Origin of the sequence: uncultured Nisaea sp., from assembly GCF_963974195.1 — a bacterium.
Taxonomy (GTDB): Bacteria; Pseudomonadota; Alphaproteobacteria; order Thalassobaculales; family Thalassobaculaceae; genus Nisaea.
The window spans coordinates 1-22147 of record NZ_CAXBDC010000058.1 but is presented as its reverse complement, the minus strand read 5'-3'; the positions used below and the strand labels follow the sequence as shown (position 1 = coordinate 22147).

The 22147-nt window shown below is 58.7% G+C and carries 22 protein-coding genes; 10 read left to right on the top strand and 12 right to left on the bottom strand.

Going from position 1 to position 22147, the window contains the following annotated elements; all coding sequences use genetic code 11:
• The first annotated feature begins 14 nt into the window (after positions 1-14).
• From AAC126_RS13625 to AAC126_RS13610, 4 genes are read left to right on the top strand one after another with little or no spacing between them, the layout of a single operon-like run.
• On the top strand, positions 15-941 hold the full coding sequence (locus AAC126_RS13625; RefSeq protein WP_339854201.1) for a Gfo/Idh/MocA family oxidoreductase: 927 nt from the start codon (positions 15-17) through the stop codon (positions 939-941).
• Positions 942-945: 4 nt separating this feature from the next.
• Positions 946-2238, top strand: a complete 1293-nt coding sequence (locus AAC126_RS13620) for a UDP binding domain-containing protein (protein ID WP_339854200.1) — start codon at positions 946-948, stop codon at positions 2236-2238.
• Position 2239: 1 nt separating this feature from the next.
• Entirely contained in the window at positions 2240-3127 is an 888-nt protein-coding gene (locus AAC126_RS13615; RefSeq protein ID WP_339854198.1) for an NAD-dependent epimerase/dehydratase family protein, read from the top strand.
• The gene (locus tag AAC126_RS13610) at positions 3120-3776 is read left to right on the top strand and encodes a class I SAM-dependent methyltransferase (protein ID WP_339854197.1); all 657 of its coding nucleotides are present in this window, start codon (positions 3120-3122) and stop codon (positions 3774-3776) included. Before AAC126_RS13615 ends, AAC126_RS13610 begins: the two co-directional genes overlap by 8 nt.
• A gap of 3 nt (positions 3777-3779) precedes the next feature.
• On the opposite strand, the gene AAC126_RS13605 is transcribed toward AAC126_RS13610, so the two are convergent.
• The 8 genes from AAC126_RS13605 to AAC126_RS13570 all read right to left on the bottom strand — a co-directional run bounded on the left by AAC126_RS13605 (position 3780) and on the right by AAC126_RS13570 (position 11304).
• Positions 3780-4832, bottom strand: coding sequence for a transketolase C-terminal domain-containing protein (locus tag AAC126_RS13605; RefSeq protein ID WP_339854195.1), 1053 nt, complete (start codon positions 4830-4832; stop codon positions 3780-3782).
• Between the two features lie 13 nt (positions 4833-4845).
• Positions 4846-5850: a thiamine pyrophosphate-dependent dehydrogenase E1 component subunit alpha gene (locus AAC126_RS13600; protein WP_339854193.1), complete on the bottom strand. Its 1005-nt coding sequence runs from the start codon at positions 5848-5850 to the stop codon at positions 4846-4848.
• Positions 5851-5852: 2 nt separating this feature from the next.
• Complete coding sequence (locus AAC126_RS13595; RefSeq protein WP_339854191.1) at positions 5853-6845, bottom strand: GDP-mannose 4,6-dehydratase; 993 nt, start codon at positions 6843-6845, stop codon at positions 5853-5855.
• Positions 6846-6934: 89 nt separating this feature from the next.
• Positions 6935-7948, bottom strand: coding sequence for an SDR family oxidoreductase (locus tag AAC126_RS13590; RefSeq protein WP_339854189.1), 1014 nt, complete (start codon positions 7946-7948; stop codon positions 6935-6937).
• Between the two features lie 45 nt (positions 7949-7993).
• A complete protein-coding gene (locus AAC126_RS13585; protein WP_339854187.1) occupies positions 7994-8719 on the bottom strand; it encodes a transaldolase in 726 nt (241 codons plus the stop codon).
• A 27-nt stretch (positions 8720-8746) separates the two neighbouring features.
• Positions 8747-9331: an SIS domain-containing protein gene (locus AAC126_RS13580; RefSeq protein WP_339854186.1), complete on the bottom strand. Its 585-nt coding sequence runs from the start codon at positions 9329-9331 to the stop codon at positions 8747-8749.
• 162 nt (positions 9332-9493) lie between these two features.
• Positions 9494-10543: a hypothetical protein gene (locus tag AAC126_RS13575; RefSeq protein WP_339854184.1), complete on the bottom strand. Its 1050-nt coding sequence runs from the start codon at positions 10541-10543 to the stop codon at positions 9494-9496.
• 464 nt (positions 10544-11007) lie between these two features.
• Positions 11008-11304, bottom strand: coding sequence for a hypothetical protein (locus AAC126_RS13570; RefSeq protein WP_339854182.1), 297 nt, complete (start codon positions 11302-11304; stop codon positions 11008-11010).
• Between AAC126_RS13570 and AAC126_RS13565 the strand changes: the two genes are divergently transcribed.
• A complete protein-coding gene (locus AAC126_RS13565) occupies positions 11278-12726 on the top strand; it encodes a carbamoyltransferase C-terminal domain-containing protein (RefSeq protein WP_339854181.1) in 1449 nt (482 codons plus the stop codon). The genes AAC126_RS13570 and AAC126_RS13565 overlap by 27 nt on opposite strands.
• Before the next feature lie 12 nt (positions 12727-12738).
• Here the strand turns inward: AAC126_RS13565 and AAC126_RS13560 are convergent, their stop codons facing one another.
• Both AAC126_RS13560 and AAC126_RS13555 read right to left on the bottom strand, forming a co-directional pair.
• Positions 12739-13638: an NAD(P)-dependent oxidoreductase gene (locus tag AAC126_RS13560; protein ID WP_339854179.1), complete on the bottom strand. Its 900-nt coding sequence runs from the start codon at positions 13636-13638 to the stop codon at positions 12739-12741.
• 216 nt (positions 13639-13854) lie between these two features.
• On the bottom strand, positions 13855-15186 hold the full coding sequence (locus AAC126_RS13555; RefSeq protein ID WP_339854177.1) for a surface carbohydrate biosynthesis protein: 1332 nt from the start codon (positions 15184-15186) through the stop codon (positions 13855-13857).
• 138 nt (positions 15187-15324) lie between these two features.
• Here AAC126_RS13555 and AAC126_RS13550 point away from each other — a divergent pair, with 138 nt between their 5' ends.
• The 5 genes from AAC126_RS13550 to AAC126_RS13530 all read left to right on the top strand — a co-directional run bounded on the left by AAC126_RS13550 (position 15325) and on the right by AAC126_RS13530 (position 20688).
• Entirely contained in the window at positions 15325-16215 is an 891-nt protein-coding gene (locus AAC126_RS13550) for an SDR family oxidoreductase (protein ID WP_339854175.1), read from the top strand.
• A 47-nt stretch (positions 16216-16262) separates the two neighbouring features.
• Positions 16263-16916 carry an acetyltransferase gene (locus tag AAC126_RS13545; protein WP_339854173.1) on the top strand — a complete coding sequence of 218 codons (654 nt, stop codon included), beginning with the start codon at positions 16263-16265 and terminating at the stop codon, positions 16914-16916.
• A 6-nt stretch (positions 16917-16922) separates the two neighbouring features.
• Positions 16923-17951 (top strand): N-acetylneuraminate synthase, encoded by a 1029-nt coding sequence (gene neuB / locus AAC126_RS13540; protein WP_339854171.1) that lies wholly within the window; start codon positions 16923-16925, stop codon positions 17949-17951.
• A 48-nt stretch (positions 17952-17999) separates the two neighbouring features.
• Positions 18000-19217 (top strand): adenylate/guanylate cyclase domain-containing protein, encoded by a 1218-nt coding sequence (locus AAC126_RS13535; RefSeq protein WP_339854169.1) that lies wholly within the window; start codon positions 18000-18002, stop codon positions 19215-19217.
• Positions 19218-19404: 187 nt separating this feature from the next.
• Positions 19405-20688, top strand: coding sequence for an FAD-dependent oxidoreductase (locus tag AAC126_RS13530; RefSeq protein ID WP_339854167.1), 1284 nt, complete (start codon positions 19405-19407; stop codon positions 20686-20688).
• A gap of 14 nt (positions 20689-20702) precedes the next feature.
• Here the strand turns inward: AAC126_RS13530 and cobO are convergent, their stop codons facing one another.
• Positions 20703-21353 carry a cob(I)yrinic acid a,c-diamide adenosyltransferase gene (cobO, locus tag AAC126_RS13525; protein ID WP_339854165.1) on the bottom strand — a complete coding sequence of 217 codons (651 nt, stop codon included), beginning with the start codon at positions 21351-21353 and terminating at the stop codon, positions 20703-20705.
• A gap of 50 nt (positions 21354-21403) precedes the next feature.
• A partial coding sequence (locus AAC126_RS13520) for a cobaltochelatase subunit CobN (protein WP_339854164.1) occupies positions 21404-22147 on the bottom strand: 744 nt, incomplete at its 5' end.

The window sequence follows — 22147 nt, the reverse complement described above, 5'->3', positions numbered from 1 at the left end:
ACGGAGTTTCGGCCATGCGAGCCCTTGTCGTTGGCCTTGGTATTCAAGGCCATAAAAGACGTCGTGTAGCGGGCGCCGATTGTGTTGGCACTGTGGACCCTGTTCATGAAGAAGCCGATTTCCGGACTCTCGAAAGCGTTCCGCTGGATAGTTATGACGCAGCGCTGGTCTGTACCCCGGACGACCCTAAATTCACCTTGCTGAAATATCTGCTCGGCAATGGCAAGCATGTGCTGGTGGAAAAGCCGCTCTGGTTTTCCGACGAGGCCGAGACGGATGTCCTCGCCGGGCTTGCCGCTTCGTCGGGGGCGGTTTGTTATACGGCCTATAACCACCGCTTCGAGCCGCATTTCGTCCGTATGCGCGCGCTGATCACATCCGGCGCTTTGGGTGAGATTTATCGCTGCCGGATGTTTTACGGTAACGGTACGGCGCGCCTCGTACGTGATTCGGCATGGCGGGATACGGGGGCGGGCGTTCTGCCCGATCTCGGTAGTCACTTGCTCGACACGGCACGATTCTGGTTCGGCGATATCGCCGACGATTTCAGGATTGTCTCGGCCGACCGTTTTGAAAACTTGGCGCCGGATCATGTGGTCATCGCCTCGGATGGGGCAGGTCCTCGGATCGAGCTTGAAATGTCGCTGTTGTCCTGGCGGAACCACTTCACTTGTGATGTGTTCGCCGAGCTCGGTACGGCGCATATTGAATCGCTCTGCAAATGGGGCCCGTCCAGCTTCACCCACCGCCGCCGTGTGCTGCCGAGCGGCAGGCCACCGGAAGAGGTGGTAACGCTGGTTCAGGACGACCCGACATGGGAAGCCGAATACGCGCATTTCAAGGCGCTTTGCTCGGGCCAGGGTGCATCCAATCTTGAAAATGACCGGTGGCTGTATCGTTCGCTCGGGCGCCTGTCCTCGGAAATTCAGGGAGTCGGGTGAGACAATGCCGAATGATGTGACAAAGCCCGTGATCGGGTTTGCCGGCATGACCCATCTCGGCCTGAACTCCGCTGTCGCTGTCGCGGATCTTGGTTTTGAAGTGATCGGGTTCGCGGAAACGGTGGAAGAGGCTGATCGGCTTGGCCGGGAAGAACTTCCCGTGGTGGAACCTGATCTGCCGGAGATGCTTGCCGCGAATAAGGAGCGTCTGAATTTCTCGGCTCAAGTCTCCGATCTTGGACGGGCCGATATCGTCTACATCTCCGTCGACGTGCCGACGGATGACCAAGGCCAGTCCGACCTGAGCCGGATACGGGCACTATTGGACCGGATCATTCCCGCGCTTGGGCCTGATGCCTTGCTGGTCATTCTGTGCCAGGTGCCACCGGGTTTCACGCGTGCACTGGATTTCCCGGCCGACCGTCTTTTTTACCAGGTCGAGACGCTGGTTTTCGGTCGTGCTATCGAGCGGGCGCGGTATCCCGAGCGGTATATCGTCGGCTGTGCCGATGCGGCGCTGCCGCTGCCGGAAGCCTATACGGCACTGCTCGGCGCATTTGACTGCCCGATTCTGCCGATGCGGTATGAGAGCGCGGAGCTGGCGAAGATCTCGATCAACTGCTGCCTTGTTGCCTCCGTGTCGACGGCAAACACATTGGCCGAGCTGTGTGAGCGGATCGGCGCGGACTGGTCGGAGATTGTCCCGGCGCTGAAACTCGACCGGCGAATAGGCCAATACTCCTACCTCACGCCAGGCCTCGGTCTTTCCGGCGGCAACCTGGAGCGCGATCTCGCGACGGTTATCCGGTTTGCCGAAGCGAACGAGACTGATGCGGGCGTGGTCGAGGCATGGGTGTCGAACAGTACGTGGCGCAAGGACTGGCCTTTCAGGACGTACAGGGACCTGATCCGCCCGATGCTCGGCGACTCTCCGCGCCTCGCCATACTGGGCCTCGCCTACAAGGAAAACACCCATTCCCTGAAGAATGCGCCCTCCCTGGTCCTACTCGAAAATCTAGGCGGCGATGCCGGGATCTCCACGTATGACCCCGTGGTGAAAGCTGATGTGCTGCCGGATCTGACGCATTGCAAAAGTGCTCTGGAGGCCTGCCGGGATGCCGATGTGCTGTTCCTGACCACACCGTGGCCGGAGTTCCGGGAGCTGGATGTCAACGTCCTTGCGGAGGCGATGCGGGGACGCGCTGTGGTCGACCCATACGGTCTGCTCGACAGCGATGCTGCGCGCGGGGCGGGTTTCGCACATTTCGTACTCGGCCGATCATTGGGGACTGACTGACATGCTTAAACATCTGAATGAGACCGATGTACTTCCGGGACGTGTCGCGGTTATCGGCGGGGCAGGCTTCGTCGGTGGCGCGGTGGTCGGTGCGCTCGAAAAGGAGGGCGTTGCGGTCACCTCCATAGGCCGGTCCGATATCGATCTTCTTGCGGATGACGCAACTGACAAGCTGGCCGGGCTGCTGGAGCCGGGCGATACGGTTGTCTTTGTTTCCGCCATGGCTCCGGTTCGGAATAGTGCCATGCTGCGCGACAACATGACGATTGTCGCAAATGTCATCCACGCTCTGCGTGCGAAGACGCCGGCGCATCTGATCAATGTCAGCTCGGACGCGGTCTATCGCGACGTGCTCTACCCGATGTCGGAAAGCGCCGCCGCCGAGCCTGCCAGCCTGCATGGGGCCATGCATCTGGCCAGGGAAGTCGCGCTTGCGGCGGAACTCGATGTGCCGCTCGGGATCATCCGGCCGACCCTGATTTACGGGGCCTCCGACCCGCATAATGGCTATGGCCCGAACCGTTTCATGCGGCTTGCCTCTGCAAACGAGGAGATCCGGTTGTTCGGCGAGGGCGAAGAGCGGCGGGATCATGTTCTGGTCGACGATGTCGCTGACCTTGTCCGGCGTATGGTGCTCCGTCGCAGCACCGGCGTGATCAATGCCGCGACCGGTGACGTTCATGCCTTCCGGGCGATTGCGGAAACTGTGGTCCGGCTGTCAGGTTCGAAAAGCGTGGTAATCGGTCAACCGCGGCAGGGCGCCATGCCTCATAACGGCTACCGGGCATTCGATCCGGCCAATGTGCTCCGTGCTTTTCCGGACTTCCGGTTCACGCCGCTTGAAGACGGTCTGAAAAAGACGCTGGCGAGCGGGATGGGCGATGCCTGAGGTCGACCTTCTGCGCGCGCTGCCGAAAACCAAACGGAACTTGCAGCAGCGCACTGTCGGGAAAGACCCGGAGGTGGTCCGGCTCTCCAAGGAGTTCGGTAAGCATTATTTCGACGGGCCGCGGGAATATGGCTATGGCGGCTACCGCTATGACGGCCGGTGGCAGCCGGTCGCCCGGGATATCGTCGCGCATTACGGACTGAAGCCCGGCATGCGGGTGCTCGATGTCGGCTGCGCGAAGGGGTTCCTGGTCAAGGACCTGCTCGATGCTTGTCCCGGACTTGAAGTGTTCGGCCTTGATATCTCGGAGTACGCCCTGAAGCATTGCCCGCCGGAGGTGATCGGGCGGCTGCATCTGGGGAATTGTGAGGCTTTGCCATTCCCGGACGGGAGCTTCGATCTCGTGCTGGCACTGGATGTGATCCACAACCAGAAGCGGGACGGCGTGATCCGGGCTCTCCACGAGATCAGCCGGATCGGCAAGGGTAAGGCCTTCGTCCGTGTGGACTCGTATCACACGCCGGAGCAGAAGGCCGTCTTCGAGGACTGGGTGCTGACGGCCGAGTTCCATGATTACCCGGATGGCTGGCTCGCGCTTTTCGAGGAAGCCGGATATCAGGGTGACTGGGCCTGGACGATTATCTCGTAAGGGTCAGTAAGGCCCGGTAAAGCTCGGGTCCGGCACGTCATGCCACTTGCCGGTCTCCGGTTCCGTGAACTGGAGCCTGGTCCCGAGGGTTGCCGCTGCGGCTTCCGCGATATGAATGGCGCGAGGGTAGAAATGCTCGCTCAAGGCCGGTGACGTCGGTGTCGGCACGGAGGGCAGGCCGACCCGGCGCGGTGCTGACTTCAGGCTCTCCGAAGCGCCCTCGACGGCGGCACAGACAATTTCAGCGCTGATGCCGAACTCGGCGGTGCCGGTGTCGGCAACAACGAGCCGACCGGTCTTGCGGACGCTCTCGACAATGCTCTGCCGGTCCAGCGGCGTGATGGTGCGCAGGTCCAGAACCTCGGCATCGATTCCGACTTCGGCCAGCATCTCCGCTGCCCGCAATGCCAGCAGGCTGGCATAGGATGCAGCCACGATGGTGACGTCCTTGCCGGGCCGCATGACGCGCGCTTTGCCGATGGGCGTTTCGTACATTTCTTCCGGCACGGCACCACTGACACCGTAGAGCCAGCGGTGCTCTATCGAAATCACTGGCGCATCGTCGCGTACGGCAGCGATCAACATGCCCTTCGCGTCATGCGCAGTCGTCGGCATGATGACCTTGAGGCCGGGAATATGTGCGAACCAGGCTTGCAGGGCCTGTGAGTGCTGCGGGCCCTGGCCCCAGCCCTGGCCGATGATCATCCGGACTGTCAGTGGCGCCCGCATCTTGCCGCCATACATGTAGTGCCATTTGGCTGCTTGATTGACGAGCGGCTCCATGGAGAGCACCGCGAAATCGACCCGCATGTGCACCATGATCGGCCGCATGCCGTTGCTGCTGGCCCCCAGCAGCATGCCGGTCATGGCGTTTTCGGAGGACGGCATGTCGAAAACCCGGTCCGGGCCGTAATCGTCCACGAGGTTTTTGGTGGTGCCGAAAACCCCGGTCGGGCCGGGCACGCCGAGCCCCATGACGACAACATCCCGGTCGCTTTCAAGGCATTGTGCCTGAGCTTCGCGCAGGGCTTCGTAATATTTGATTTCCCGGGTCATCGCGCGGTGCTCGTCATTCCGGATATACGTGGCGGAAGAGTTCTTCCGCGTTCGGGAAGGGGCTATTTTGGGCGGCGGTGAAGGCGGCTTCGATCTCGCTATGAAGCGTCTTTTCCTCGGCATCCAGCCAAGCCTGATCGACAGAGCCATCTTCCATCAGCCGGTCGCGATAAGTGTCGACCGGACAGCGGGCCTTCCAGCTTTCGAGTTCCTCGACGCTGCGATAGCCAAGATGGGTATCATCAAGCGGGCCGCAATGTTCCATCCAGCGGTAGGTGTGGAATTCAAGCAACGTTGGGCCGCCGCCGTTCCGGGCCTTGTTCACGGCATATTCCGCAAGCCGCCAGACTTCTTCCACGTCGTTACCGTCGCCGTCGAAACTTTCCATCCCGTTTGGCGGGCCAAGGCGGCGCACGGTCTGGTTCTCCGGCTGGCGGGTCTCCAGCAACGTGTGCACGGAATAGAGATTGTTCTCGCAGACGAAGACAATCGGCAGCTTGTTCACGCCGGCAAAGTTCAGGGCCTCGTGAAAGGCACCTTCCTCGGTGGAACCATCGCCGAAATAAATCACGATGACACGGTCTTCACCGCGTCGCCGGGCAGCCCAGGCATCGCCGACACCGACCGAGATCGTGCTGGCGAGGATCGGCGCGGAGCAGATGAAACCGGCATCCAGGTCGATCAGGTGCTGGCTGCCACCCTTGCCAACGGCACAGCCGTCGGCTTTGCCATAGATCTCCGCGATCATCGCGGGCATGTCGCCGCCCTTGGCCAGGTAATGGCCATGGCTGCGATGGGCGCTGTAGACATGGTCCTGCTTCTGCAGGTGTGCGGAGACACCGGTTGGTGGTGCCTCCTGTCCGATGCAGATATGTACCGGACAGCGCATTTCCTGTTCGGCATAGCGGTCGACGATGGCTTCTTCGACGCGGCGCGTGCGCAGCATGGAGCGATAGAGCTCTTGCCGGACACCAGCCTCCGGACGGGCGTTTCCGCCGATTGCAGCTTCCGGCGTCATGCTCACCCCCGCAGCGTGTAGCCGGTCGGCCAGTCCTTGATCTGATCCCAGTAGGTGTCGGCCCACTCGACCATTTCGGCGAGACCCTGCTCCCAGCTGATCTCCGCTTCCCAGCCGACATCGCGTTTGATGGCGCTGCTGTCGAGCCAGTAGCGGGAATCCTGTCCGAGGCGCTCGCCGGCAACCTCGCAGATCTCGTCGAAGGATTTACCGAGAGCGTCGGCGCAGAGTTCAACAACCCGGCGGATCGAGGTCGGTTCGGCGGAACCCGCATTGTAGACGGTGCCAAGCGGCGCCTTTTCCGCGACCAGATGGATGGCACGACCGAGGTCACGGGCATGGATATAGGATTTCTCGGCCTTACCGCCGCCATGCAGGGGAAGCTTCTCGCCCTTCTTGGCCATCACGATGGTCCGCGGGATGACCCGGTGCAGAAGCTGGCCGGGGCAATAGGCGTTGGAGGGCCGGATGATGTTCATCGGGAAGGACAGATGCTTCGAGACCGCCATCAGATGCAGGTCGAAAGCGGCTTTCGATGCTGAATAGGGGCTCGACGGGCGGATCGGGTCGTCTTCTTTCGCGGCATGCTCGACGGAACCGTAAAGCTCTGAGGTGCCGATCTGGATGAAGCGCTCGAGATAGTCCCGTTTGGCCAATTCCTCGGTCAGCCGGGAGAGCCCGACGCAGTTGGTCTCGAAGAACCGCCAGGAATGTTTCCAGGAAACCGCACCTTCACCCTGGGCCGCAAAGCAGACCACGACATCGGGTTTCTTTTCGTCCAGCAGCTCGAGCAGCAGGTCGATTTCATAAGTCACGTGGCGGGCGTGATATTCGTATTTCGGGTGGCTCTCGATATCGAGCGAGAAAGGCTCCGGACGTAGCGGATTACGGCCGATGCCGATCACTTTCTTCGGGTCGGCGTTGTCGAGCAGATATTTCGCTGCGTGGATACCGAAGCTGCCGCCGCCGCCGAGAATTGCATAAGTCTTCGTCATTATATCGCCACTCTTTGTTTGCCGTCTGTCCGAAAGGCTATCCGATTCGGAGCCACTTGATGTGGCTCCGAAGTCTTGGCAACTCAGGATCAGGACGCGTTGATCGCCTTGAGCCTTTTGACATTGTAGTAGAAGTCATCGGTCATCGGCTCGGGCAGTTTGTCTGCCTTGAACGCTTTGACGAGATCCCGGACGGCATCCTCGATGGAATGCGCAGGGCGGAAGCCAAGCTTGTCCGCGATTTTGTCGGAATTGATGTGGTAGGAACGGTTGTCATCACTCGGTGTGGTGACGAGCTCAATGTCCCCAAGTTCCGGCATTTCCTGCTCGACCACCTTCTTGACGATCTTGGCGATATCCATGATCGACTGGTTCTGGTAGCCGGCATTAAAGGTCTCGCCGGCGATTTTCTCGTCCTCGACCTCAAGCAGCAGCTTGTAGAGGTTGCACATGTCCTGAATGTGCAGGTTCGGGCGCAACTGGTCGCCGCCGAACACGGTGATCTTGCCGTTATTGATGGCGTGGTTGGTCAGGATATTGACCGAGAGATCCAGGCGCTGGCGCGGGCCGTAGCCACAAACCGTGGCCGGGCGAATTGTGACGCAGACGAAATCATCGCTCTGGTGCTTGAACAGCAACGGCTCACACATGCCTTTGAACTTGTTGTAGAGGGTCAGCGGCAACAGCGGATGATCCTCTTTCACGTCAGGCTGGTCGGAGACGCCATAGACGGAGCTGGAAGAGGCATAGACGAAACGCTTCACACCAGCGGCCTTGGCAGCGATCACCATCGGCTCGAAGGCGTCGAAATTGATGGTCTCGCTCAGAGATTCGTTCAGCTCGAAGCTGGCATCATTGGAGATGCAGGCGAGGTTGATCACCGCATCGCAGCCCTTGAGGGCCTCGGACAACGCGGCCGTGTCACGGATATCGCCTTTGATTGAGGTCAGCTTAGGATCGTTCTTAGGAAGGAAATCATCGCCGAAGAACTGAATGTCGTAGGACACAACCTCATATCCCAGATCCAGCAGTTGGGGGATCAGCAGGCTTCCCACATATCCGGCTCCACCCGTAACCAGGATTTTTTTGAATCGATTTGCCAACGGGCACACTCCCCTGAATTTGTCTGCTTCAGACCTATTGAAACTTTAATCGACAGCGATGTCGTAACCGGCCGAGGTCGCGTCATCGAAGAACATTTTCACTGTCTCCAGTGAAAATACATCCAGATCTTTACCGGTTCCGCCCAATTTCTTGAGAAGATCATCGGTCATGGTGATGATCTCGCAACCGACCGCATCGGCCTGAAACAGATTGAGCACTTCACGCGGGCTGGCCCACAGCAATTGTGCCATCGGTTTGCCGTTCAGAATATCCTTGCAGCGCTGCATCATCGGAACCGGATCACGGCCGGTATCGGCGATGCGGCCGGCGAAAACAGATACAATGGCCGATGTGTCGGCACTCAGAGCGTCTGCCACGTCTTTGACCTGTGCTTCCGTCATTATGGCTGTGACGTTGACCGAAACACCGTCGGCGGAGAGTGTGCGGATCAACGATGCCGCAGACTCGCCCTTGGTGTTGGTGATCGGAATTTTCACCGAGACGTTCTTGCCCCATGAAGCGATCCGTCGGGCCTGCTTTTCCATGGTCGGAAAATCGTCGGCGAACACTTCGAAGCTGATCGACCGGTCACCGACCAGAGCGAGAGCATCCTTGGCAAATCCCTCGTAGTCCTGAATACCGCTTTTGCGCATCAGGGTCGGGTTTGTCGTGAAACCTTTGATCAAAGGGTCTTTGGCCCGCGCGGCTATGGTTTCAAGGTCGGCGCCGTCGGCATAGATGGCAATGGAAAGATCGGATACGGAAACCATTTTAAAGAGAACCTTTGTGCTCTGGGATCACCATTTGGTCTCGGCGATCTGCAATTCCGGGTGGCTGACAAGAGCGTGCCAGATCACGCCCTGGAAGGCCTCCGAAATCGGTGTGACCAGGCCTGGATCGACCTGGGGGATGACAATGGCATGGGTGCTGTGACGCGCGGCATGACCTTGGTCACGTCCTACAATCGAGCAGATCGCCATGCCGCGCTCACGCGCCAGATCGATCGCGTGTACCAGATTCATCGAAACGCCGCGCTCCGCATCGCCGCCGCCGACCGAAAAAATGAGAAGAGCGTCTTCAGCCTTTGCTCGGCTGATCTTCAACCACTCACGAAAGACGGTTTCCCATCCTTCATCATTGGTACGGGCTGTGAGCTCGGAAACATTGTCTGTTGGGGCGTAGGCCTCGATACCGCAGAGTTTACGGAAATCATTGACCGCATGACTGGCATTTCCGGCACTGCCACCGACACCCAGAATAAACAGTCGGCCACCGCCATCACGAACACCCTTAAGCGTCAGGGCCATGTCTTCGATCGCCACTGGATCGAGAGATTGGCAAACCTGCCCCGCCAGTTCGAGGAAACGCTGAATATGCGGCAAGATCCATCTCCATGCTGTCGCTCCGAATCTCAATCGAGAGCGCTGACCGCATGGGTTTTCCCAGAACAAGAGAGGCAATGCAAGTTTCACGTCCCGCTGTCCCTGAAGGGGACAGCGGGTGCATTCACAGGTCTTAGAAAAAGTTCTGATCTTGGCGGGCGATTAACGGGAAACGAGACGATTCAGATAGCATATTTGATCGTCGGTATAGGCGCCCGGATAGGTGCTATGAACCTGATTTACCAGATCAGGTGCGGGCATGCGGTCTACCGGGTCCTTGATCGTCGGTAGCATTGTGTAAAGCGCAGAGAAGAGGAGACGACGATTGGTCTTCGGGTGCTGGCCTTTATGGATGCTGCCGGTGTTGCCGAGAATGGCCGAACCGGCAGGAGCGGTTTTGACTGCCACGCGCTCCGCTCCGAAGAGCTCCTCGATTTCCGCATCGGTTTTGCGCTGTTTTCCTAGAATAGCGTTATAGCGCTTCAGAAGATCCTCGTTTCCTGCCGCTTTTTTTGCCGCATGGGCATAGTTGGCGCCATAATTGCCGGTTGCCCGGACATAGACATGCGGCCCGGAATCTTCATCCACGTCTGTCAGGTAAATGAAGAGTTTGCAGAACCGATAACAATGCCGGTCAATGTGGAACAGCTCCGCATGCTCGCCTTCTACACGACCCGGGAATGACCACCACATGCTTGTGGCCATGAGGCTGGGCATCACGCCAAGAAGGCGGGCTGCAACGCCAACGACTCTTGGGTGATTGGCCAGCATGTGGAGGTGCGGCGCGGCCATGATGTCTTTGCGGTCATACCCTCCGACGCTGACATTCGGAGGAGGCGAATCCGGCGAGAACGGTTCCAGTGCCCGATCCCAGAAATAGCGTACTTTCTTGTCTTCAAGATATGCGAAGACATCATCACGTTGCTGCTTGCTCATCAGCTCGCCAAGATCGGCGTACCCGTCCGTCTGCATAAGACGGCCCCATTCGTTGAGCTGCTCGAAATCCTCATCCGGGGGGGGGATCATCTTGAATTGCTGCAGCTGATTGAGAGAATTCGCAACGATGCCAGCGAAATTTCCGTAAGCTTTGAGGTCAATATTGTATCGTAGCCGTAGCATAAACTGGCGATACCAATCGACATTATCGAAGTCGAACAGGTCCGCGATCGGGGTCTTGACTGGCTTGCTCTGGGATTCGCCTGTATAATTCATTATCTTTTCTTCCCGAATGTCGCTGCAAAGTCCGAAGGAACCCAAAAGCCTGAAGTATTGTTGACTTTATGAGGTGTTTCGCCTTGGCTGCAATGGGTCTGTCTGTGTCATTTTGTTGCATCTCGGGCTGGCTTATGTCGAGCTTAGTCGGCACTGCTGGCTTAAGTGTCTTATCTCGCCTGCCGATGACTATAGCCAATCCGACAAATTCTGCGACATTCCGTGTCGCAAAATCGAGGCTCAAGAGCGCTATCAAATTCGCATTTCAGTCCCGAGTAGGCAATACCTTTAGGCTGAAGTCGGCTAGCTTCAAGTTTGCTTTGTAGCCTTTAAGCAGGTGTCGGTGTATCTCGGTACAAGGTAGGATTTTCCGTGTTTTTCCAGTACGGGAAATGCTTGTCGTTCTTTTGAAGGCAATCTGATCGCGTATGCCCCTCTGTACTAAGTCCCACAGATCGACTATGTCATCGTCCAAGGGACAAAGGTGGCATTTCTGCATTCCGGAATGCAGAATCCGGCACGTTGAACTTATGAATCGGAAGCATCGCTAAGTGAATATTCTGGGTATACATGGAGGCGTCACGCTCAATCAGCATGATGCCGGCGCCGCGCTGATTTGTGACGGCAAGGTCGTGGCCGCTGTCGAAGAAGAGCGTATCCTTCGCATGAAGGGGGCATACGGCCAGATACCCATCCGCGCCATATCCGCGTGCCTCAAGCACGCCGGTCTTACGATGAATGACATCGATGGAATCGTTCATCCGGGTGAAACCTACGATGACATGCCTGGCCGCATTCGCGATTATATCACTTACTATTTCGGTCACTGCCCGCCGGTGGAGATGATCAATCACCAGATGGCGCATCTGGCTTCCGCCTATTTCCATGCGCCGGCAGACGACACGTTCGTGCTGTCCTATGACGCCTATGGCGACCGTCTCAGTGGCGCTTACGGGATTGCGGATTCCGAGAAGGGCGTCGAAATGCTCGGATCGTTCCCGAATTCGAACTCTCTCGGCATGTTCTACGCAACGATGACGTCCTATCTGGGTTTCATGCCGGGCGAGGACGAGTTCAAGGTCATGGGGCTGGCAGCCTACGGGAAAGAGAAATACGACCTGACGGTTTTCGCCAAGCCAACTGCGGATGGGTATCTGGTCGATTCTGATTTTATTCGCAGCGATCCGGCCCCGAAATCTCGCCTGGAGCCCTATTACAGCCAGAAACTCGTCGACCTTCTCGGTGAGCCGCGCCGCCTTGGCGAGCCGATCGACGAGCGTCTGATGGATGTTGCTTTCGCCACACAACAGGCGCTGGAGGCTTGCGCGATATCGCTGGTCGAGATGATCCAGAAAAAAACCGGCCGGTCCCGGCTGGCGCTTGCGGGCGGTGTCGGTTTGAACTGTTCGGCCAATCTGAAGCTCGACCGGCTGCCAACTCTCAACGACCTCTTCGTGCAGCCCGCTTCATCCGACCGCGGTCTGGCGCTTGGCTGTGCTTACCATGGCGCTTTTGCCGCGGGCGACCGTCCGCAGCCTCTCTCGGACGTTTATCTCGGCCCGTCTTCCTCTGCTGCGGACGATACGATCAAGGCCGCGCTCGACCTGACCGGCATGGCGTTCCGCGAGAGTGATGCTCCGGGAGAAGAAGTGGGACGTTGGCTTGCCGAAGGGAAAATTGTTGGCTGGTTCCAGGGGCGCTCCGAGTTCGGTCCGCGTGCGCTGGGTAACCGCTCGATCCTGGCAGACCCGCGCAGCGTGGAGATGAAGGATGTGGTCAATGCCCGGGTAAAATTCCGCGAGGAATTCCGCCCGTTCGCTCCGGCGACGCTTGAGGAAGAGGCATCCACTCTGTTCGAGATGTCCAAGCCTTCACCTTACATGACAAAGGCCTTCCCGGTGCGGGAAGAGAAGAAGGCGACCCTGGGGGGCGTCACCCATCTGAACGGAACCGCCCGGGTGCAGACGGTCTCAGCCGAGAGCAATCCAAGGTTTCATGCTGTTATCAAGGCTTTCGCGAATGAAACGGGCGTCCCGTCCGTCATGAACACGAGCTTTAATATCAAGGGACAGCCGATTGTGGAGACGCCGCTGGAAGCGATCTCGACATTTGCCTCGACCGGGCTGGATGCGCTCGTGATGGGTAATTTCATTGTCGAAAAGCAGCGGACTCCGAGGGCTTAGGTCGATTGGGTGCTAAAGTGACCGGTCGGTCAGGTCATTCAGATAACGATCGATCACGTGCTCTATCGGTTCTGCCTTATAGCCGAGGCTTTCTGCCGCCGTATTGTCGATCGCGAATGGAGCGGACGTGGTCGGGAGGACGACAAGCTTGGACCGGGATTGCAGCCGGTCCCGCATTTGCATTAGCAGATCGCGTAACGTTGGTCCTGTGGCGGCACCGACGGGGAACGCTGCGCTCTGCGGTGATGCAGCCTGACTGAGTTCAATAAAAAACGCGCCAATGCTGGCACCATGTACAGCATTGTTAAACAGGAAGTCCGGAGACTGGTACGCAATCTCGGCATGCTGTTGCATCGCGCGGGCGATGCGCACCAACCAGTTTTCCGGATGGGCTTCTCTTCCCAGAATGGCGGGCAGGCGGACCGAGAGAACCGAGTCTACTTCGGCAGCTTTTGCGAGACGCTGTTCGGCCTTCAATTTTGCGATTCCATAATCTGATGGAGATTGCACTGCTGTTTCAGCGGAGATCAACCCACCTTTAGGGGTTCCATAGACCGAAGTGCTTGATGCATTAACGATTGCTGAAATATTCGCGTTGCGACACAGATTGATGATGTTGCGTGTGATGCTGTTGTTGATTTCAGCGCCGTGTGCGCTGTCGCCAGATGCCATACGATCAAAGGCAAGGTGAATAATCCTGTATTGAGAGTTCAATGGTGGTGACCAGTCCAGTTCGGGCGCAGAAAGATCAAGATCGACCGGTTTTATCCTCGAAGATAGTCCCTGGCGCGCAAGTATTGTCGTCGCTTTTCTGGAAACTGCAAAAGTATCAATGCCTTTTGCGTCAAGTTCTTTGAGTACATATTTGCCGAGAAACGAGCCGGCACCTGTCAAAATAACGGGTGTGTTCACAATGATAGCCCCGGAATAATGTTTGTTTTCGTGGTGAACTTCATCGTGTTGGGAATGAAAGCGCAATCTTCAAGATCGATGCTTAATAGGTTGGCGTAATATAATAAGACCTGGTTCAATGCGCTATCTTGATCAAAAAAACGTTCTTTCAGTCATGATTTTGTGCGTATTTGGTTTTTTGGAATATTTCTCCGCCGCAGGTAAATTTCCAGAATTTCACTTAACCGGTGAAAGCAGGAAGAGTGATGTTCCTATTTCTTTAAGTTTCATATTGCCCTTTGGTGCAAGGCCACGGCCTATTTTCTGGAGGTCCTGGCTCATTGCCTGCAGGTTTTTGTTGAATTTTCGGACCTGCCAATTGAACATTTTATGGTGTTTTATGTATTGGGGTTTCGGTTCCCAACGATCATTGTTCAACGTTTGCTCCGATGCGGCTTTCTCGATCTGTTCGAACAGGATCTGATTGATCAGTTTCCCGTCTTCCAGATAAAAATGATCGGAGAAATCTTCTGGCCGGGTGAAATATTCACTCACGGAATCCCGTCCTGACTCGACCAGTTTATCGACAACCGAAAACAGCTCGTCTTCCGTATCGATCAGCCGGCCGACGAGGTTCGGAGTATAGATGTCGAAAAACGGATTGCGGAACGGAGCAAAGGATACAGAAGGCTTGTTCAGGAAAGCGGCTTCAATGCCGGTCGTACAGGAATTCTGGATCAGCAGACGGGATGCAAGAATCCAGTCAACGACGGATCCCTCGAAAATGGCTTCCGCATTCGGGACCTTGTTGTTGATTTCCTTTTCCCAGACAGCCTTGTCCTCACCGGGGTGGGGCCGGACGATAATGTTGATCTTCGGATAGCGTTCCGCGAGTTTTGGGATCATGGCCATGAATGCGTCCATGGTCGTTTTCTCGAACTCGTATCGGTCCTGAACCATTTTACGATCCGATTCAATTTCAGGATCGTAAAAGCCGACAGTTTTCATGACCTCTTCGAATTGTTTAGGCCCTCCCCAGTTTGAGTTGGCGTAACCGAAATTTGTGTTGATCAGGATGAAGTTGCCATACTGGTTGCGGAGTTCATCAACACGGCTTTCACGGGCAAGACGGAATCTTGCGCGCAGCAAATCGAAACGCGAGCTTCCCACCATCCGGAACATGTTAACCGCTTCCGGGAATTTCTCGAGCAGAGCCCTTTGATGATTGGGGCCTTGCGTGAAAAAATAACTTATGGCTTCGAAACCATCGGGGTCGATATTTCTTTGCAGGATGGAATGCGAGGCGACCGGTGTGGCTTCCTCGTCACATGCTGTTACCAGGTGCCCGTGCTGCGCGCAGTGTTTCATCCAGTTTGCCTGTACCCGGTTTGCGCCTTTGAAGAGGAAGACACCAGGGGGCATATGTGCTGCATTATTCGTCAATAACCACTGTTGTCCGAAGACAACTTCCCATCCTGCTTCGACGGCATGAAGCGCGAGCAGGAGGCGGGCATCGAGATCGCGTACTGCTTCCTCAATTGGGAGATATAGAATCTTTGAGATTTGCACGATCGTGGCTGTCTTCTATTTGTGGACTTTATCGGAGCCTAGCGAGTAACAGAATCGCCAATTCCGGTAAAGAGCGCCGCACTCACACCATTCTGGTGCGTGGTACAGGTGGAAGCGAGCAAAGGAATTTTGTCTGCGATGCCTTCTCCATCCGATTTTGTCCCTGGGCACTTGTTTTGCTTTGGCCTTGGTTATACCTGCGGCCGCTTGGCGAAGCTGCTTCTGAAGCAGGGGTGGCGTGTTTCGGGAACCACCCGTTCCGAGGAGGGACTTTCTGTCCTCAGGCAGGATGGTATCGGAGCCTGGCTTTTTGGCGGCAATGCCGGGGACATGCTGGATAAGGCGGCTTTTTCTGATGTGACGCATGTCATTGCCTCCATTCCTCCAGGGGAGGAAGGCGACCCTGCCTTGACTAAACAGCCTGACTGGAGATCGTCTGCGCCGTTGCTTCGTTGGGTTGGATATCTCTCCACGCCTGCCGTGTACGGCGATCGGGGCGGCGCTTTCGTGCATGAGGATGACGACCCAAATCCGGGCTCTGCGCGCGGTGCCCGGCGTCTGGCGGCGGAGCGTGCATGGGTTTCCGCTTTCGAGGATACTGACGTCTCTGTTCAGGTATTTCGGCTCTCGGGGATCTATGGTCCCGGCCGGAGCGCCATCGACCAGTTGCGCGGTGGGAAAGCCCGGATCATCGACAAGCCGGGACAGGTCTTCAACCGTATCCATGTCGACGATATCGGGACCATATTGATGGCGTCGATACAGCGGCCGCATCACGGCCGTATCTACAATGTTGCGGATGATGAAGCCTGTCCCAGCGGAGATGTCATCCGCTACGCTGCGGAACTTCTCGACATGGAGCCGCCGGAGCCGATTCCGTTTGACAGTGCGGAGCTGTCTCCGATGGCGCGGTCGTTTTATTCCGAGTGCAAAAGGCTCGATACCGCGCGGATCAAGTCCGAGCTTGGTGTCGAGCTGGCATACCCCACCTACCGGGAAGGGCTGCGCAGTATTCTTGACGATGCGTGAACTGCCGCGTAGAGCGAACGGACAAGTTCGCACGTAAGGAACGCATTGTGCCACGAGCTCCGGTCCATATTGTCGGCTGCGGAGGTCACGCCAAGGTCATCGCCATGATGGTTGAAGCGGGAGACCAGCTCGACATCGTCTCCTTCATTGACAGGGACCCGGCTGAGGGCGCGTCTTTCCTGGGAAGGCCGGTACAGGACGAAGACACGTTCCTCGACGCTCGCTGTGGGGAAGCCGTCATCATCGCTCTCGGTGAAGGTGTGCGCCGCAGGGAGACCGCGGCCCGCTACAAACAGGCCGGTTGCTCCAGCTTTCCAGCCATCGTGGCTCCGTCCGCCGAAGTGGCCGAAGGCGTCTTGATCGGTGAGGGGAGCGTCTTGATGCCTGGGGTAATCGTGAATCCCGGCGCGGAAATCGGTGCCTTTTGTGTTCTGAATACGGGTGCGATCCTGGAGCATGATTGCGCTCTCGGCGATTATGCGGCGCTCGCTCCGGGCGCGACGGTGGGCGGTGATTGCCGGATCGGGGCTGGTGCCTATATCGGCATTGGTGCGGCTGTGTCCCACGGCCGTACGATTGAACCGAATGCTGTTATTGGTGGCGGGTCCTTCCTGGCCTCCGACGCAGGCGCCGACGAATTATGGGGCGGTGTCCCCGCAGTCTTGATCCGCAAGCGCGCACCGGGCGCGACGGTGCTGTGAGGATATATGCAGAATAGTTCGGAAGCGGGCCGGGTCTTCGTCATTGCCGAAGCCGGGGTCAATCACAATGGCGACCTCGCCATGGCGCGCCGTCTGGTGGAAACCGCAGCCGCAGCTGGCGCGGATGCCGTCAAGTTTCAGACCTTCTCGCTGGAGTCCATTGTCGCGGCAACGGCACCCATGGCCGACTACCAGAAAACCAACACCGGAGCCTCGGGTTCCCAGAAGGACATGCTGGCGGATCTTGAGCTGCCGCTGGAAGCCTTTAGCGAGTTGGCCGCATATTCCGCCTCGCTCGGCATCGAATTCATGTCGACGGCGTTTGATCCTGTCAGCCTCGATCATCTGTTGTCCCTGAAGGTGCGCCGCCTGAAAATTCCCTCGGGTGAGATCACCAATCCCGAACTGGTGCGGGCGATCGGCGGGGCCGGGCTGCCGGTGATCATGTCGTCCGGTATGGCCAATCTCGGGGAGATCGAGCAGGCACTCGGCTGGCTGGCTGAGAGTGGCGCCGGCGATATCAGTCTGCTGCATTGCGTCAGCGATTACCCGGCCGATCCGTCGGATGCGAACCTGGCGGCCATGGATACGCTCCGGACGGCTTTCGGGTATCCCGTCGGCTGGTCCGATCATACGCTTGGCGATACCGTGACCATCGCTGCCGTGGCGCGAGGCGCAACGATTATCGAGAAGCACTTCACACTTGATAAGAATCTCCCGGGGCCGGACCACAAGGCATCGCTCGATCCGTCCGAGCTGAAGCGGATGGTCGATAATATCCGGATCACCGAGGCTGCTATCGGCACTGGCCGCAAGCAGCCGACGGAGGCGGAACGCAAGGTGGCACTGGTCGCCCGGCGCAGTATTGCCGCTCGCTCGGATATCGCCGAAGGGGCAGAAATCAGGGCCGCCGACCTGACATATCTGCGGCCGGGGGACGGGATAGCACCGTCGCGTGCGGATATGGTCATCGGCCGTCGCGCCATGCGGGCGATCCCGGCCGGGACACTTTTGAGCCTCGCTGATATCGGCTAACGCAAAAGTGCCTTGCCGGGACCTCCCTTTCGTCCCATCTACCCCCGCATGAAAACACTCACTGATCGCCCGGCGGCGCTGCCGTCAATCCTCAGCGCCGAGGATATGCTGACCGCGCGCGAAATTTCGGACTGGTTGCTGCAGGTCTCCCGCGAGGGGCGCGATCTGGGGCGGCTCTGGGACGAGTTCTGCCGCCGTCTGGCATTGGCCGGCGTGCCGGTGGAGCGCGGTACGGCGATCCTGATGGTGCTGCACGCAATCAAGGAAGGCGTGCTTTGCGAGTGGCGGATGGGGCAGGGCGTCGAGGTCGAGCCATGGCATCACGCACCGGGCAATGCGCTCATCTATCAGGCAAGCCCGCTCCGTCTGGTCCATGAAACCGGAAGCTGGCTGCATCGCGCCATCGACGATGAAAGCGCGGCGGAATTTCCGATCCTGGCCGACCTGAAGGCGCTGGGTTACTCAGACTATATCTGTGTGCCGATCATCTTCGCCAATGGCATGCAGAACGCCCTGACCTTTGCCAGCCGGGAGCCGCAAGGCTTTTCCGAGCGTGATATCGCCCTGCTGCAGCAGATCATGCCGACGGCCAAGATCGTGCTGGAGCTGATGTCCGTTTATCGCAGCATGGACGATGTGCTCGCCATGTATGTCGGGCGGGAGCCCGGCGGCCGGATTCTCGCGGGCGAAGTACGGCGCGGCGTGGTCAACAAGATGGAAGCGGCGATCCTGGTCGCCGATATGCGCGATTTCACGCTGCTGTCCGACCGGCTGGGCGACAAGCAGACGGTTGAGCTGCTGGATGCCTATTACGACTGCATCATCCCGCCGATCCTCGCACATGGCGGCGAGGTACTGAAATTCACCGGCGACGGAATCCTCGCGATCTTCCAGGACGGCTCCGGGATTGGCGAATGCCAGCTTTGCCGGGGCGGCGCGCTTGAGGCGGCGATTGAGGGGCAGGCCTGCCTCGATGCGCTGGATACCGCGCAATGGGGCGCCGATGTCGAGGTCAAGGCGGGTATCGCCCTGCATCATGGCAAGGTGGCTTTCGGCAATGTCGGCTCCGGAGAGCGGCTGGACTTCACGGTGATCGGCAAGGACGTCAACCTTGCCGCCCGGCTCGGTGCCAAGTGCCGCACCCTGCACGAGCCGATCCTGATGTCGAAGACCTTCGCCGACTGCCTGCCGGTCCCGGTGCGTAAACTCGGCGATTTCAGCCTGCGGGGCTTGCCCGGCACGCAGGATGTGTATGTCCCGGCGTGAGGCCGTGTGCCGCGTTATGAAGACGCGGGTTGCTTCCTGACAGGCCTCTTCCTGTAGGATTGCAAAGATGGCCGGTCCCGACACCAGATCGCCGGCGCGTGAAGAGGATCGCCGATTTGTCACCAGCGCCCGTTTTATCGATGCCTGATATCGACACCGACCTGGCTCCTCGGGCGGCGAAGTGACGATGCGTGAGGATACGGAGCGGGGCAGCAAGACGGCTGCCGTTGTCGGCGGTGGTATCACTGGCTGCGCGATCGCCCTCGACCTCACCCGTCTCGGGTTTCAGGTGACACTCTACGAAGCCAAACCACTGCTTGGCGGTATCCTGAGGGATCTTGAGAGCGACGGGCGCTGGTATTTCAACGGCTGCCAGTATCTGCGCACGGAGCAGGTGTGGCACAAGGCTTTGCCCGAGGCACTACAAGGCAATCTCTACAGGTTCGCGCATTATTACGGCTCCTATACCGATCTTGGTTTCGGCCCCGTCTCGCATGAGGATTTCGAGGCGCCCGTTTTCGATGCGCCGCCGGATGGTCTTGCCGATCCTGAGGCCTACCGCGCTTGCACCAGTCTGGCGGACAGGATGCGCTGTTATCCGCCTGCTGTCGGTGACGCCGTGCTTGGATGGCTCAGACATCTCGGGGCCGATCCGGAAGCGATAGATGCGGGGAATGCCTACAACGTCCAGCTCGGCCGCCTCTACCTGCGCGGTGACGATAAAGAGATTGATACTCTGAAGACCGGCTCGCCCGTTGCGGACGATCTGCTGGGTTTGCCGCGCACAACTCGGGGCGAGGGGCGGCCTATCGGAAGTCTGCCAACCGATGGCTACAACGCCTTTTTTGACGTGTTTGAAACCATCCTGACCGGTGCCGGTGTCGATATTCGCACAGGCCAGCCGGTGGTGCCGCGGTTCGAGAATGACACTGCCATTCTAAGGTTGCGTGGAGAGATATTGCGACCGGATCTGATCGTCTGGGCCGCGAACCCGACGCCTGTGATCGCTGCCGCCGGGCTGGGACGCCTCGATGATCCCTTTGTGGATATCACCGTGAGCGCGGGCAGTATCTCCGGCCCCGGGCTTCCCGCCGATCCCCATTATATGCAGGTCTACAGCACCGGCAGCCCGGTCACGCGCATTTTCAGCTATCCGCGCGATGGCGGGCACTCTGTCACGGTGGAACATATGCCGGACGGGCGGAGCCTGCCGGATTTGCAGGCGCATGTGCAGGAGATCTGCCGCTCCTTCTATGGCGATGTCCGGATCGAGATCGCGGTTCAGCAGCCGCAGCGGCGCCATATCTTCTTCTCACCGGCGGACCGTGCGCGGTTCGACGCATTCCGCGACCTCTGCACGACGCGCTATGTCAATTTCATCGACGGCGCGTGGGAGAGCTATGCGCGCGATACGAAGATCAACAGTATCGCATCGACCGTCCGGGCGCGGTTACCGCTGTTGCCGTTCTAGAACTCGATCCCGGCTTAAAACTCAATCCCCGCCTGGGCCTTGAATCCCTGACGGAACGGATGCTTGATCTGGGTCATCTCAGTCACGAGATGGGCCGCCTCGATCAACTCTTCCTTGGCGTTCCGGCCGGTGACGATGACATGCAGGTCCGGGCGCTTGTTCTTCAGGGTCTCGACCACTTCCTCAAGCGGCAGGTAATCGTAGCGCAGGACGATATTCAGCTCGTCCATCAGAACCATGTCGATTTCGGGGTCCGCCATCAGCTCTTTTGCCTGCTCCCAGGCAGCGCGGGCCGCGGCGATGTCGCGGTTCAGGTCCTGGGTGTCCCAGGTGAAACCCTCGCCCATGGTGCGGATAGAGATCTGATCCGCGAAGGCTTCCAGCACCTTGCGCTCGCCGGTCTCCCACTTGCCTTTGACGAACTGCACGACGCCGACATTCATGTCATGGCCGAGGGCCCGGCAGACCATGCCGAAGGCGGCGGTGCTCTTGCCCTTGCCTTTGCCGGTATGGACGATCAGCAATCCGCCGGTCTCGGTCTTGGTGGCCATGATCTTGTTCCGGGCGGCCTTCTTCTTCGCCATCTTCTCGGCGTGGCGGGCGGCCTTTTCCGGATCGATTCCAGCTTCCGGCTCTGTGCCGGTCTCGATATTCTCGTCGCTCATCAGCTCTCTCCCTCTTGCCGTCCATCATGACGCCCGGCGACCCGCATGGGTCAACCGGCAAGCGCCGTCAATTCCTCATGCGCCGCGTTCCGGCGCGGACGCCACAGCCCGCGATCCAGCGCTTCCCTGAGCTTCGCCGCCATTTCCTTCAGCGCAGCCGGATTATGCCGCTCCAGGAAGGTGCGCACCTCGTCATCGCCGAGATAGGCATCGAACACGGCATCGAAATGGTGATCGCCGACGCAATGCGCGGTGGCGGCGAAGGCGAACATGTAATCGACGGTCGCGGCCATCTCGAAGGCGCCTTTGTAGCCGTGCCGCATGACGCCCGCGATCCATTTCGGATTGACCACCCGGGCCCGCACGACCCGCGCGACTTCCTCTTCCAGCGACCGGATGCGCGGATGCTCTGGCCGGGAATGGTCGTTGTGATAGACCGTCGGCTGCGCACCGGAAAGATGCCGGATCGCGGCGGTGATGCCGCCCTCGAACTGGTAGTAATCGTCGCTGTCGAGCAGGTCGTGCTCGCGGTTGTCCTGATTGTGCAGCACCAGCTCCACATCTTTCAGACGCGACTCGAACAGCGCGTGCGCGGCCTCGCCTTCAGCGCCCTGCCCATAGGCATAGCCGCCCCAGGCAACATAGGCGTTTGCGAGGTCTTCCTCGTTTTCCCAGAGCTGCTCGTCGATCATTGCCTGCAGGCCCGCGCCATAGGCGCCGGGCTTGGAGCCGAAAACGCGATAACCCGCCTGCTTCTCCGCCGCCTCGCGACTGGCGCCCGCATTCTCAAACGC